Genomic DNA, 13,621 nt, shown 5'->3' on the forward strand with positions numbered 1-13,621 from the left:
CACTGCCTCCTCAGTACTTGAGACCGGCGTTCACCGGCGCCCCGTGCCGCGGCCCGTACGGGGCGTGCTCCAGCCACGAGCCGCACCACGGCAGTACCGGCGCGAGCACGGCCGCCGCCCGCTGACGGGCCCGGACGATCCGGCGCCGGGGCCGCAGATGGTCCAGCGCGGCACCGGCGGCGGCACTGTTGAACAGCGCCGCGGACCGCCGTACGGCGGCGAAGTCCTCGACCGTCCCACCGGCGACGGCCTCCGCCGCGCCCGCCGCGTCCGCGATGCCGCTGTTCATGCCGCGCGCCCCGAACGGCGGGAAGAGATGCGCCGCCTCCCCGGCCAGCAGCACCCGCCGGTGCGGATCGGTGAACGAGGCGGCCACCTTGCGCAGGAAGCGGTACGTCGACACCCACAGGACGCGATCCCCGTACCCCTCGCCCGCGACCGCCGGCAGCCAGCGCCGTACGGCCTCCTCCGTCCCGAACTCCTCCTCCAGGTCGTCGTCCCGGCACTGCAGGTCGACCTGGAAGCCCCCGGTGAACGGCACCCGCATCACACTGCGGCCGCCGACGCCCGGATGCTCGTAGTGGAAGATCCGCTCGGGCGACGGCTCGGCACCCGGTGGGTGGGCCACGTCGACGACCACGTGGAAGCCCTCGCCCCGCTCGCCCTCCATGGCGATGCCCAGGGCGCCCCGTACGGCGGACCGGGCGCCGTCGGCGGCCACGGCGTACTCGCAGCTCCACTCCCGGCCGTCGGCACACCCCAGCCACACCCCGGTCGCCGTCGTGCGGACGCCCAGCACGCGTGCGTCCCACACGAACTCCACGCCCGCCCGCTCGCACGCGGCCCGCAGGAAGCGCTCGGTGTCCACCTGGCGCAGGCTGGTGAAGGGCGGCGGGCCCTCCGTCGGCGGATGGGTGCGGGAGTACACCTCACGCCCCCGGTACAGGGTCCTCCTGGTCCGCCAGGTCTGTCCGTACGCGGTGATCTCGCCGGCCAGTCCCGGCCGCATCGCGTCGAGCAGGGCGAGGGTCTCGCGATGCACGAACAGGGCCCGGCTGCCAGGCCGTTCACGGTCCTTCGGGTCCGCCTCCAACAGCACGACCTCCCGGCCGCGAGCCCGCAGCGCGAGCGCAGCCGACAGACCCACGGGTCCGGCGCCGACCACCACGACCGGTGTCACGCGCGTGCACCCTCCGCCAGCATCCGCGTGATCTCGACCCGCTTCACCTTCCAGGTCGCCGTCATCGGCAGCTCCTCGAACCGCCACTGCCGCGGCTCGGCCATCACCGGCAGATCCGCCGTCGCCTCCCGCCAGCGCACGGGGTCCAGCGGCCGGTCCCCGCGCACGCACACCACCGGCACCGGCTCCCGGTCCGCACCCGGCACGATGACGACCTCCCGCAGCTCCTCCAGACGTTCCATCAGGGCGTCCTCGACCTCCAGACTGCTGGGCACGGAGTCGATCCGGTCGATCTCCCGGTCGGTCAGATGCAGGGTGCCGAGGCGACTGCGGTAACCCATGTCGCCCATCTCCCACCAGCCGTCGTGGAGTTGACGGTCGTAGCGGTCCTGCGAGCCGAGATAGGTGAGGATGCGGCCCCGGGTACGGGCCTCGATCCTGCCGTTCGTGCCGGCGGCGACCCGCTCACCGCCCGGTCCCGTCACCCGCACGCGCGTGAAGCCGGGTATGCCGATCCCGACCCGCCGCCCGTCCGCGCGCGCCGCACTGCGCCGGGTGAACCACTGGAAGGCCACCGGCCCCGTCTCGCTCTGCCCGTACAGCTGGATCAGCCAGGGGGTACGGCGCTTCGAGGCGTTCAGCAACCGCCGCACCGTACGCGGATGGATCGCGTCGAACGTCGAGCCGTACGACCGCACCCGCGACAGCGGAGCTCCGGGGGCGTCGGCCAGCTCCTCCCACAGCACGAAGGTGTTGGGGTGCGTCTCCACGATGCCGGGCCGGTGCCGGGTGAACAGCGGCCCCACGGCGGCCGGGTCCGGGTCGGTGATCAGCACCAGCGGGCTGCCGAAGTGCAGCAGGACACCGAGCAGATGGTAGAAGCGCGAGTGCACGAACGACATGTGCAGCGCCGCGGTCTCCCCGCGCGTCGGCCAGCCCATCGCCTTCTGCGGCACGAGCCGGTTCCACATGGTGTTCGCGCAGTGCACGGCGAGCTTGGGCAGGCCGGTGGTGCCCGAACTGTGGGTGATCAGCGCCGGTTCGCGGGGATGGAGACGTACGGGCGGCGGGGGCTCGGTACCGGCGTATTTCTCCAGGGGCTCGGCGCCCGGCGCGTCGTCCACGGCGAGAACCTGCCGCACCCGGAGGCCGACCCCCTGCAGCGGTCCCTCCAGCTTGGCCCGGTCGGTGACCAGCCACGGCTGCCTGAGCCGCTCGATCAACTCCCCGACCACCTCACCGGCCAGCCCGGGGGAGAGCAGCACGGGCACCGCGCCGATACGGGAGACCGCGCAGGTCAGCAGCACGATGTCGACGTTGTCCGTCTTGTGTACGACCACCTGCTCCGAGGGCCTGACCCCCGCCTCCCACAGGCGTCCGGACAACTCCTCGACGACCTCCGCCAGCGCCGGGTAGGTCAGATCGACACCGAGGGCGGGGTGGGTGTCCAGCGGCCGGTCCAGGGTGACGAACACGGCGCCGTGCCGGTCGGCCGCCCGGCGGAACACCGGGCCCAGGTAGAACCCCCGGTCGGTGAAAGGGGGTTGCTGTTCTCGCATGGGGCCGTTCCTCTCTGGGGTGCATCTACGCTGCTTGTGCGGTGCTCTCGAGGGGGTCACCAGGCGCCCTGGCGGACCAGGTGCCGGCGGAGCTTGCCGGTCGGGGTGCGGGGGAGCGACGGGACGAGGCTCACGCTTCTGGGCACCTTGAAGGCGGCCAACTTCTCGCGGGCCAGCCGGAGGAGCTCCTCCTGGAGGCTCCCGTCGGGGACCGGCGCGACGGGGACGACGAACGCTCGCAGCCGCCTGGCCCCCCTCCCGTCGGTGACGGCCACGACCGCGACCTCCCGTACCGCCGGGTGGGCACGCAGTACGGCCTCCACCTCCAGCGGCGAGACGGTGATGCCGCCGACCATCTCCATGTCGTCGGCGCGGCCCAGATGCCGGTAGGTGCCGTCGGGCTCGCGGACCGCCCGGTCGTGGGTGGCCAGCCAGCCGCGGACCAGGGCGCGCCCGGTCTCCTCGGGCCGGTTGAGATAGCCGGGCGTCACCGTCGGGCCGCGCACCCACAGCTCGCCCTCCGTGCCCTCCGGGACGGGCTCCCCCGCGCGGTCGCGCAGTTCCACCTCGAAGCCGGGCACGGGGCGGCCGACGGTGCCCGGGCGGTTGTGGTCGAAGCCGTTGGCACAGAAGGCGTGCCCGGCCTCGGTGGAGCCGATCTGCTCCAGCACCGGCGCGCCGAGCAGTTCCGCGACCCGCCTGCCCAGCTCCTCCGGCAGTCCCTCACCGGCCGACACCGCGGCCCGCACCGAGGCGAAGCACGCCCCGTGCCCGCTGCCCCGGTCGGCCACCAGCGCGGCGTACGCCGACGGCACCGAGTAGAGCAGCGTCACCCGGTGCCGGACGACGAGTTCGTCGACGGCGGCCGGGGTCGGACGCCGGTCCACGAGGACGGCCGAGGAACCGGAGAACAGCGGGAAGACGAACGCGTTTCCGAAGCCGTAGGCGAAGTACAGCTTCGACACCGAGAGGGTCACGTCGTCCGCGGTGACCCGCAGCAGCCGCCGCCCGATCAGGTCGTGGTACGCCTTCGGGTCGCCGTGCGTGTGCACGACCCCCTTGGGACGGCCCGTGGTGCCCGACGTGTACTGGACGTACAACGGCGCGTGCGCGTCGACCGGATGGGCGGGCGCCGGCTCGGCGGAGGCGGTCAGCGCGAGCAGCTGGTCGGCGCCGAGCCGGGGCCGCCCGGCGAAGCGGTCCTCCAGGCCCGGCCCCGTCACACACAGCGCGGCTTCGGCGTCCGCGGCCATGAACGCGTGGTCGGCGGCGGGGAGTTCGGGGTTGACGAGGACGGCGACGGCCCCGAGACGCGCGACGGCGAGGAAGGCCGTCACCCAGGCGATCCCGTCCGGCAACGCCAGCACCACCCGGTCACCCGGCCCAGTGCCTTGCCCCGCGAGCCCGGTCGCCGCCCGGGCCGCGAGCGCGTGCACCTCACCGTGCGTCCAGGCCCGGTGGCCCTGGTGGAAGGCGGGCCGGTCCCCCCAGCCGCGCCGCTCGGCGAGATCGGCGAGCTGGGCGGCGAGATTGCCGGGGGAGTCGAAACCGGCCGGGGACAGCACGTTCTGCGCAGTCGTCATCGGACCGGCTCCTCGGTGGCCGGGTGACCCCCGCGGGCGTCCGCGCGGACCGTCGCGTGCCGCCGCTGCTCCAGCGTCCGCTCCGCGGTGTGCAGGTGCAGGGCTCTCATCTGCGCCGCCGTCTTCAGCAGCATCTCGTCGTACTCGGCCACCGGATCGGAGTCGAGGACGATCGCACCTCCGGCCCCCAGCTGCATCAGCCCGTCGGCGAACACGGCCGTACGGATCACGATGTTGAGATCCGCGCCCCCACCGCACCCCAGATAGCCGAGAGCACCGGAGTAGACCCCGCGGGCCTCGGTCTCCAGGGAGTCGATGATCTCCATCGTGCGCAGCTTCGGCGCCCCGGTCATCGAGCCGCCGGGAAAGCAGGCCCGCACGCACTTCACCGCGTCGATCCCCTCCCGCAGCCGCCCCTCCACGGTGGACACGAGCTGGTGCACGGTCGCGTACGTCTCCGTGGCCATCAGCCGGGTCACCCGCACCGAGCCGGTCCGGGACACCCGCCCCAGGTCGTTGCGGAGCAGGTCGACGATCATCAGGTTCTCGGCGCGCGTCTTGGCGTCCGCCGCCAGCGCGTCCCGCAACCGGGCGTCCTCCTCCGGTCCGGCCCCGCGCGGCGCGGTGCCCTTGATGGGCCGGGCCTCGGCGATCCCGTCCCGGGTGATCCGCAGGAACCGCTCGGGCGAGGAACCAGCCACGTCGACGTCCCCGAACCTCAGGAACGCCGCGTAGGGGGCCGGGTTGACCCGGCGCAGCACCCGGTAGAACTCGTACGCGTCCGGCGGGGCGGGTAACCGGGCCGCGTTCGTCAGGCAGACCTCGTAGCTGCTGCCCGCCCGCAGCTCGCGTCCGCAGGACTCGATGTCGGCGAGATAGGTCTCCCGGTCCCGCACCAGCCAGGGCTCGGCGGCACCGAGATCGGGACCGGTGCGGGCGGCGGGCGCCGAAGGGCCGGGTGCCGGCTGTCCGAGGGCCGACGTCGGCTCCGGCTCGGTGGCGACGAAGGTCAGCTGGGCCAGCGCGCTCTCCAGCCAGTCCTCGGCCTCCCGCGCGGCCTGCGGGGTGTCCTCGGCCAGGCAGACCGCGTACGTGAACCTCTTCAGATGGTCCACCGCGATCAGCCGGTCGGCGAACAGCCAGCAGGCGTCCGGGACGTCGGAGGTGTGCCGGCTCGGCGATCCGCAGTCGGCCTTCATCTCGTAACCGAAGTAGCCGACATAACCGCCGGTGAAGTCGAAGGGCAGCCCGGCGCCGTCCACCCGGCGGCTCGTCAACTGCCGTCCCAGATAGTCGAAGGCGCTCGCCGTGACCTTCCGCGTCGGCCGCCCGGCCCGCTCGATCTCGCATCGGCCGCTTTCGACGTCGTACCGGACGAACTCCGCGAGCGGACCGCTGTCGTCACCGAAGAACGAGAACCGCGAACGTCCTTCCTCCACCAGCGCGCTGTCCAGCCAGAACGCCCGCCGCGACGCCGCGTACATCCGGGTGAAGGCGGCCTCCGTGTCGACCGCCCCGGCGATGCGCCGGGTGTGCAGCCGATAGGCGGGAGCGGCGGCCCGCCGGGGGCGCGGGACGAGCCGCGCGGGCCGGGGGATCACTGCCTCGGGCGGGGGCACCGCGGTGTTCTTCGAACGCGTCCTGCGGGCCCGTTCCGCCGTGAGATTGCGGAAGTTGACCAGCATGCGGTGGCCGTACTCGGTGAGCACGGACTCCGGGTGGAACTGCACGCCCCACAGCGGCCGGCTGCGGTGTCTGAGCCCCATCAGCACGCCGTCCTCGGCCCAGGCGGTGGCCTCCAGCGTCGGCGGGAGCGGCTCGGACACGGCCAGCGAGTGGTAACGGACCGCGGTGAAGTCCTGCGGCAGCCCCTGGAACAGGTCCCGTCCGTCGTGCCGGACCGCCGACAAATACCCGTGCCGCGGCTCCGGGGCGGCCTCCACCCGGGCCTCCTCCCCGAGCGCGATGCCCTGGTGCCCCAGACAGACGCCCAGCACCGGGATCGACGACGCGGCGAGCACGGCGCCACTCAGCCCGAAGTCCCGCGGCTCGGCCGGGTGCCCTGGTCCGGGCGAGACAACGACATTGTCGAACCGCCCAAGGTATTCCCCGAGATCGGGAAGGCCGCCGAACGCGTCGTTGAGGACGACGACCGGTTCCTCGCCGTTGACCTCGGCGACCAGCTGGAACAGGTTGTACGTGTACGAGTCGTAATTGTCGATGAGCAGGGTCTTCACCCGCCCACCTCCCTCGGTTCGTTCCGGACCTATGCGGTCCGTCTTTTGTGCCGTCCGCGAAGTGCCTGGAGCGGCGGATACAGCCATTTCTTGAAGAAACGCTGAAGCCGGGGCATGAGAATCCAGGTGACGAGAGCCGTCACACACAGGCACAACAGCAGCGTGCGGACGAGCGGATTGAGTCCGCCGAGATAAGGAAGAACGATCAGATTGAACAGGAGCACCGGCGGAAATACCGCGCTCATGTTCACGAACCACAGTTTCCATTTCGCCGGCGGGGCGGGCGCCTTCGGTGCGGTGGTCTGGGAGTCGAACCATGTCTTGGAGCCCCGCACGCTCCTGCGCTCCGTCTGCCGGGCGAAGCCCACCGTCCGGGCGTCCCACTGGGTCCCGGTGGCGGAATCCTCCCAGGCCCGGGCCGTTTGCTCGCTGGCGAAGCGATAGACCACATGCCACTCCGCCTCTCGGTCGACAAGGACGCCACCCCCAAGGAAACCCGGCTGCCGGGAACTCGCGGCCAGCATGGCCCACCCCCAGGAGTGGAAGTCGGCCTCACGGCCCGGCACCACGTGATAAGCCACGGTGACGGTGACGGGATTACTGCTCACGCCGTCGTATACGCGACACCTTCACATCACGTTCAAATATTCAACGAAGCTTTTTTCGACTGTCCGGATCGTGACTCTTTATCGGTCTTTCGGTCGGCATGGCTCACTCTGTCGAGCTGTGTCGGAAGTAACGCAGACGCCCCTCACGTAATTCGCGCGGGGGATTGCGGAGCGGTATTCGCCGGGGCCTCGCCGAACCTGGCCAGGGCCAACGCCCCCGCGACGGCCACCGCGAAACCCAGCACCGCCACCCACGCCAGCCCCTCCCGGGTGCGGTCCCCGAGCCACACCACCCCGACCAGTGCCGGCCCGATCGTCTCCCCGATCACCATCCCGGCGGTCGCCGTGGTCACCGACCCCCGCTGCAGCGCCGAAGTCAGCGACAGAAACGCCGCAGCACCGCCGACGACAAGCGCGTACGTCGCCGGGTTGGCCAGCAGTGCCGACGGGGCGAGCGAGTCGATCAGCCGTACCGCCACCTCGACCACCCCGAACCCGAACCCGGCACCCAGCCCGAGCGCCAACGCCCGCCCCCGCTCCGGCAGTCGGCCACCCAGCAGCGCCAGCGCCAGCACGGCAAGGGCCGTCCCGAGCATCGCGTACTTCAAGGCCGCGGGGCCGCCCCGGTCGCCTTCCGTCCCGGACGCGATCCCCAGCAGCGCCATCCCCGCGCACACCACCCCGACCGCGCCCCACTCACTCCCGCTCAGCCGGACCCGCAGCAGGCGCGCCGACACCACCGCCGTCACCGCGAGACTCGACGCGAGTGCCGCGCCGACCGCGTAGATCGGGACCGACCGCAACGCGGCGATCTGCAACAGGAACCCCACCCCGTCCAGGGCGAGCCCCGCCAGATACCGCCACTGCCGCACCGCCCGCAGGAACAGCGTCACCGCGAACGCCGTCCCCTCGCCGTCACCGCCGCCCGCGTCCGCCGCCCGTGCCGCCATCGCCTGCAGCACGGTGGCCGTCCCGAAGCAGACCGAGGCACCAAGAGCACACACCATTCCGAAGAGCACGAAGTGACCTTAGGGGAGGAGGTGAGAGACGGGCTGCCTCCGGACAGGCTCTTACCGATCTCTGAGCTGTCCGCCGGACATGCGCACACCGGCCCCACGGCCTGACCAAGGGGGAGGACAGGGGGCGCGGCTTCGGCGGGCTGAGCGTGCTGCCAGGGGGGTGCCGGGGGCACGCCGGTGAGCCCGCCCGACCGGGTGTCCCCCGAGCCGTGCCCCGAGACCGTGTCAGCGGGCACCGGTCGAAAACGCTTTGCCGCACCTCGCCCGACCGCGTTACGGTCGGCGCACTCTGACGCACACGCTCTCTTGAACCATCGCCGCAGAACGGGAGCAGGTCCGCGCACAGCGCGCGGCACCACGGAGGGGCGGCACCGGATCCGGCCGACCGGCGGATCCCGTACGCCCTCCGGAGGACTCTCCCATGCACATCGGCCTCGGCCTCCCCATCGACGACCCCGCCCAGCTGCTCACCTGGGCCCGGCGCGCCGACGCGAGCCCCTTCCGCACCCTCGGCCTGCTCGACCGCCTCGTCTACGACAACCCCGAGCCCCTCGTCACCCTTGCGGCCCTCGCCGGCGCCACCTCCCGCATCCGTGTCCAGACCGAGGTGCTGATCGCGCCCCTCCACAACACCGCCCTGCTCGCCAAGCAGACCGCGACCCTCGACCGGCTCTCGGGCGGCCGCTTCACGCTCGGCATCGGTGTCGGAAGCCGCGAGGACGACTGTCTGGCCGCCGGCACCGACCTCCACCGCCGAGGCCGCCGCCTCGACGAACAACTGACCCTGCTGCGCCGCGCCTGGTCCGGCGAGCCGTACGGAGACGGCGTCGGCCCCATCGGGCCCAGCCCCACCACCCCCGGTGGCCCCGAGGTCCTGTTCGGCGGCTTCGCCCCCGCCGCCCTCGAACGCGTCGGCCGCTTCGGCGACGGCTTCCTCGGCGCCGCCCTGCCGCCCTCCTTCATGTCCAACCTGTTCCGCGACGCCGAAACGGCCTGGCAGAAGCACGACCGCCCCGGCCGCCCCCGCCTGGTCGCCCAGGCGAACGTCGCCCTCGGCCCGGACAGCACCCTGGACCGGGCCCGCCACAACCTCCGTGACTACTACGCCTTCAGTGGCCACGTCGCGTACATGGAGGCCGGCCTGCTCACCACACCGCGGCAGGTCCGTAAGGCCGCCGACGCCTACTTCGGTATCGGTGCCGACGAGGTGATGCTCTACTGCTGGGCCTCGGACCCCGACCAGATCGACCGCCTCGCCGACGCCCTGTCCTGACGTCCACCACCGCCACGGCTTCGAGGCCCGGAACCCGCGGCCCGGCCTCGAAGCCGTCGCTCGCATGGCGGACGCCGCACAGGTGCCCTCCGACGTGCCCGGTAGGCTGGCCGACAGGCCGTGACTGGCGCGCTGGGATGGGACGGACCATCAGGGAGCGGCCTGTGAGTGACCAAGTGCCGTGCGCCTGGGCCGAACCGTGATCCGTGACCGCTTCAAGCCACGCAGCCCGGAGGCCGCCATGTCAGAGCAGCAGCCCCTGTCCACCGAGTCCACAGCCTTCCGCGCCGCCCTCGACGTGATCCGCGCCGTCGAGCCGCGCGTCGCCGACGCCATCGGCCAGGAGGTCCACGACCAGCGCGAGATGCTCAAGCTGATCGCCTCCGAGAACTACGCCTCCCCGGCCACCCTCCTCGCGATGGGCAACTGGTTCAGCGACAAGTACGCCGAGGGCACCGTCGGCCGCCGCTTCTACGCCGGATGCCGCAACGTCGACACGGTCGAATCCCTCGCCGCCGAGCACGCCAGGGAACTCTTCGGCGCTCGCCACGCCTACGTCCAGCCGCACTCCGGCATCGACGCCAACCTCGTCGCCTTCTGGTCCGTCCTCGCCCAGCGCGTCGAGGTCCCCGCCCTGGAGAAGGCCGGCGTCCGTCAGGTCAACGACCTCTCCGACGCCGACTGGGCCGAGCTCCGCCAGGCCTTCGGCAACCAGCGCATGCTGGGCATGTCCCTGGACGCCGGCGGCCACCTCACCCACGGCTTCCGCCCCAACATCTCCGGCAAGATGTTCGACCAGCGCTCCTACGGCACCGACCCCGCCACCGGCCTCGTCGACTACGACGCCCTGCGCGCCTCGGCCCGCGAGTTCAAGCCGCTGATCATCGTCGCCGGTTACTCGGCCTACCCCCGGCTGGTGAACTTCCGGATCATGCGCGAGATCGCCGACGAGGTCGGCGCCACGCTCATGGTCGACATGGCCCACTTCGCCGGTCTCGTCGCCGGCAAGGTCCTCACCGGCGACTTCGACCCCGTGCCGCACGCCCAGATCGTCACCACCACCACCCACAAGTCGCTGCGTGGCCCGCGCGGCGGCATGGTGCTGTGCGACGACTCCCTCAAGGACCAGGTCGACCGCGGCTGCCCGATGGTCCTCGGCGGCCCGCTCCCGCACGTCATGGCCGCCAAGGCCGTCGCCCTCGCCGAGGCCCGCCAGCCCTCCTTCCAGGACTACGCCCAGCGGATCGTGCACAACTCCCGCGCCCTGGCGGCGGGCCTGATGCGCCGCGGCGCCACCCTGGTCACCGGCGGCACCGACAACCACCTCAACCTGATCGACGTGACCTCCTCCTACGGCCTCACCGGCCGCCAGGCCGAGGCCGCGCTGCTGGAGTCGGGCATCGTCACCAACCGCAACGCCATCCCGGCCGACCCCAACGGCGCCTGGTACACCTCCGGCATCCGCATCGGCACCCCCGCCCTGACCACCCGTGGTCTCGGCACCGCCGAGATGGACGAGGTGGCCGGTCTCATCGACCGCGTCCTGACCACCACGGAGCCCGGCACCACCAGCAAGGGCGCCCCCTCCAAGGCCCAGCACATCCTGGACCCGAAGGTCGCGGACGAGATCTCCCACCGGGCCACCGACCTCGTGGCCGGCTTCCCGCTGTACCCGGAGATCGACCTCGGCTGACACGCGTCCTCTCTTGAGTTGTCAAAGACCGGCGACTCTCAGAGATCGATGAGTTCCTGTCGTGGCTCATCCCGCGGCGGCCCGGCTCCTGGCCCGGCCGCCGCGCGGCGTATCAGCCGCGTGCCGCCGACTCCCGCCGCGAATCCCACGACGAGCCCGGGCACCGCCCACCACACGGCACGGTCCGGGCCCGCCGAACCCTTGGACCTCTCGTCCCGCTGCCCCCCGACGCTGCCCGCGAGGCCCGCCCGGTCCAGCCGGTCGAAAACCTCCCGGGGCGCCCGGTGCCAGCGGATGTCGTCGTCCTCCCGCTCCGGCGCCGGATCCGAGCGCACCCACGGCGTGCCGTCCCCGGCCAGGAACAACTGGTCCTGCCGCGCCACCGCCACATCACCCCCCGGCGCCGAATCCGTCCGAGGCCAGCCACCCACCCCCGTCAGCCCCCACAGCACGGTGAACCGCACCGGCGGGTACCGGCCCTCCTCCCAGCCGTCCGAGACCCGCTCCGTGCCCGTGTACGTCGGCTGCAGCAGCTGCCACAGGCGAGTGAAGTACGGCTCGTCGGCACGCACGGCCTTCGTCCGGCCCGAATCGCCGGTGACGACCATCGCCAGATCGGGCCTGTCCAGGCCCGCCTCCCGCGTCGGCGGTGTCGCCGCGCCGGCCGCAGGCGCCGCGAGCACGGTCACCACCGCGACCAATGGTGCGAGCGCCGCGAGCGCTCTGCGCGGCCCGAGCCGCAGTCCTGTGAGTCTGCTCCGCACAGCCATCCCCCTCGATCGACTCAGCCTCGCTTCCTCAAGCTCGCGAGCACGTCCTTTCGTCACACATCGCGTAATTCCTGGCGCGGCACCTGCCCCGGCCAAAGGTCCCCGTGCGGCCCGTCCGTGAGCCGCGTGTCACTTCTGGTACACCGCCCGGCCCGACGCGGTTCCCACCCCGCCCGCACTAATCCGAGGACTTCTCGGCGCCCACGCTCCTGGTCTCGCCGAGGGACTTCGCGATCGCCGCAGCCCGCGCCTTCGACGCGACCCCCTCCAGCCGCAGCGTCACCTGTGGCACGTCCAGGGCGCCCGACCGGTGCATCCACAGCAAGGTCGGTCCGGCGGTCCGCTCCTCGCGGGTGTAGGAGGAGCCGGCCGCGTCCACCAGCCAGAAGCTCAGCAGGTGCGGCCGCGGAAACCACAGAGCCGTGTCATCGACCGCCCCGGAGCCGGAGGAGTCCCCGTCCAGCGAGAGCCATTCCGGCTGCTCCCGCACACTCTTGGTGAAGCCGATGTCCAGCCGGGCCCGGTACTCGTCCAGCCGGACGGTGCGCCCTCGCTCACGCCAGCACAGGCTCACCAGAGACCGCGCCTGCGGCTCGGCCGTCACCGTCACCACGTCCGGAGTGCCGAGCGCCCTCGGCACCAGCGGCTCGAACCCGGCCCGCCGCTCGGCCTGCGCGAGTGACACCGAGCGCCCGCAACCGGGCACCTCGGCCCCCGGCGAGGGCACCGCCGACGGGTCGTACCGCACCTCCACCCCGCCGAAGGCGAACCAGTCCAGGACCGCCGCCCGCACCGGGGGTGTGAGCGCGAGGACCGCCAGCAGCCCGCACAGGGTCGCGGTCAGCGAACGCCACCGCACGCGCGCCCACCGCCGCGCCGCCCGCAGCCGCTCACCGGGACCCGAAGCCTGGGCCACCGGGACCGGCAGCCGCTCGGCGAGTATCTGCTCCAGCACCCGTTCCACCATCGACTCGGACCCGCCCGCACCCGGCACGTCCAGCGAACGCCCGAGCGCCCGCAGCTCCTCGGGCAGCCGGGACCCACGCTCGCGCCCGCTGTCGCCGGCGCCCTCACCGCCGTAGGACTCACTCACGCTCATCACCCCCTTCCCCAGGCTCAAAATCGGGCAGCAGCTTGCCGAGCTTGCGCAGCGCGCGGTTCAGCCGGGACTTCACCGTCCCCCGGGGCCAGCCGAGGGCCTGGGCCGTCTCGGACTCGTCCATCTCCAGCAGATAGCGGTAGGTGACGACCAGACGGTGCTCCTCGCTCAGCCTCTCCAGCGCGGACTCCAGTGCGGCGCGGCGCTCTATCTCGACGGCCGCGACCGCCGGGTCGGCCGACTCCGGTATCAGCGGCTCGGCCCCGGCGAAGGCCGCCTCGCGGCCGGCGAGCGTGCGCTGGCGTGCCGCCGTCCGCACTGTGTTCCTCGTCTCATTGGCCACGATCGACATGAACCACGGCTTGAACGCCGAGCCCTCCTTGAAGCGGCCCAGTGAGCAGTAGGCCTTGACGAAGGCCTGCTGCACCACGTCCTCCGCGTCCGCACCCGCCCCGAGCGCGGCGGCCGCTCGCATGGCCAGGCCCGTATGGGCTCGCACCAGCTCCGCGTACGCCTCCGGCTCTCCGGCGCGTACGCGTGCGATCACCGCGGCCTCATCGACGATGCGGCCCCCCTCCCGCGTCCTCACACGATTGGTAC

Annotated in this window: 11 protein-coding genes and 1 riboswitch; of the genes, 2 read left to right on the forward strand and 9 right to left on the reverse strand. The window is 72.5% G+C overall.

The annotated features are described in order from the left end of the window. Positions 1–10: 10 nt before the first annotated feature. From ABZT06_RS19455 to ABZT06_RS19480, 6 genes are all read right to left on the reverse strand, one after another. Positions 11–1,180, reverse strand: a complete 1,170-nt coding sequence (locus ABZT06_RS19455; RefSeq protein WP_355741843.1) for an FAD-dependent oxidoreductase — start codon at positions 1,178–1,180, stop codon at positions 11–13. Further along, the gene (locus tag ABZT06_RS19460) at positions 1,177–2,739 is read right to left on the reverse strand and encodes an AMP-binding protein (RefSeq protein ID WP_355741846.1); all 1,563 of its coding nucleotides are present in this window, start codon (positions 2,737–2,739) and stop codon (positions 1,177–1,179) included. Before ABZT06_RS19460 ends, ABZT06_RS19455 begins: the two co-directional genes overlap by 4 nt. A gap of 56 nt (positions 2,740–2,795) precedes the next feature. After that, on the reverse strand, positions 2,796–4,322 hold the full coding sequence (locus ABZT06_RS19465; RefSeq protein WP_355741849.1) for an AMP-binding protein: 1,527 nt from the start codon (positions 4,320–4,322) through the stop codon (positions 2,796–2,798). Beyond that, the gene (gene pabB, locus ABZT06_RS19470) at positions 4,319–6,559 is read right to left on the reverse strand and encodes an aminodeoxychorismate synthase component I (protein ID WP_355741852.1); all 2,241 of its coding nucleotides are present in this window, start codon (positions 6,557–6,559) and stop codon (positions 4,319–4,321) included. The genes ABZT06_RS19465 and pabB overlap by 4 nt, the downstream gene beginning before the upstream one ends. A gap of 29 nt (positions 6,560–6,588) precedes the next feature. Next, complete coding sequence (locus ABZT06_RS19475) at positions 6,589–7,167, reverse strand: antibiotic biosynthesis monooxygenase (RefSeq protein WP_355741855.1); 579 nt, start codon at positions 7,165–7,167, stop codon at positions 6,589–6,591. Positions 7,168–7,310: 143 nt separating this feature from the next. Then, positions 7,311–8,174, reverse strand: coding sequence for a hypothetical protein (locus ABZT06_RS19480; protein WP_355742235.1), 864 nt, complete (start codon positions 8,172–8,174; stop codon positions 7,311–7,313). 433 nt (positions 8,175–8,607) lie between these two features. Between ABZT06_RS19480 and ABZT06_RS19485 the strand changes: the two genes are divergently transcribed. After that, positions 8,608–9,459 (forward strand): LLM class flavin-dependent oxidoreductase, encoded by an 852-nt coding sequence (locus tag ABZT06_RS19485; protein WP_355741858.1) that lies wholly within the window; start codon positions 8,608–8,610, stop codon positions 9,457–9,459. A gap of 110 nt (positions 9,460–9,569) precedes the next feature. Continuing rightward, positions 9,570–9,659, forward strand: a riboswitch (ZMP/ZTP riboswitch). Between the two features lie 41 nt (positions 9,660–9,700). Further along, complete coding sequence (locus ABZT06_RS19490; protein ID WP_355741861.1) at positions 9,701–11,152, forward strand: glycine hydroxymethyltransferase; 1,452 nt, start codon at positions 9,701–9,703, stop codon at positions 11,150–11,152. Between the two features lie 38 nt (positions 11,153–11,190). On the opposite strand, the gene ABZT06_RS19495 is transcribed toward ABZT06_RS19490, so the two are convergent. The 3 genes from ABZT06_RS19495 to ABZT06_RS19505 form a co-directional block, all read right to left on the reverse strand. Further along, complete coding sequence (locus ABZT06_RS19495; RefSeq protein ID WP_355742238.1) at positions 11,191–11,835, reverse strand: hypothetical protein; 645 nt, start codon at positions 11,833–11,835, stop codon at positions 11,191–11,193. Positions 11,836–12,100: 265 nt separating this feature from the next. Continuing rightward, positions 12,101–13,015 carry a hypothetical protein gene (locus ABZT06_RS19500; RefSeq protein WP_355742241.1) on the reverse strand — a complete coding sequence of 305 codons (915 nt, stop codon included), beginning with the start codon at positions 13,013–13,015 and terminating at the stop codon, positions 12,101–12,103. After that, entirely contained in the window at positions 13,008–13,568 is a 561-nt protein-coding gene (locus tag ABZT06_RS19505; RefSeq protein ID WP_355741864.1) for an RNA polymerase sigma factor, read from the reverse strand. The genes ABZT06_RS19500 and ABZT06_RS19505 overlap by 8 nt, the downstream gene beginning before the upstream one ends. Between the last annotated feature and the right edge of the window lie 53 nt (positions 13,569–13,621).

The organism is Streptomyces sp. NPDC005483 (assembly GCF_040606035.1).
Taxonomy (GTDB): Bacteria; Actinomycetota; Actinomycetes; order Streptomycetales; family Streptomycetaceae; genus Streptomyces.

Excerpts from the sequence above, each read along its gene's own strand:
- ABZT06_RS19460 (WP_355741846.1), bottom strand. The coding sequence starts at position 2,739 with ATGCGAGAACAGCAACCCCCTTTCACCGACCGGGGGTTCTACCTGGGC.
- ABZT06_RS19465 (WP_355741849.1), bottom strand. The coding sequence starts at position 4,322 with ATGACGACTGCGCAGAACGTGCTGTCCCCGGCCGGTTTCGACTCCCCC.
- ABZT06_RS19480 (WP_355742235.1), bottom strand. The coding sequence starts at position 8,174 with ATGGTGTGTGCTCTTGGTGCCTCGGTCTGCTTCGGGACGGCCACCGTG.
- ABZT06_RS19485 (WP_355741858.1), top strand. The coding sequence starts at position 8,608 with ATGCACATCGGCCTCGGCCTCCCCATCGACGACCCCGCCCAGCTGCTC.
- ABZT06_RS19490 (WP_355741861.1), top strand. The coding sequence starts at position 9,701 with ATGTCAGAGCAGCAGCCCCTGTCCACCGAGTCCACAGCCTTCCGCGCC.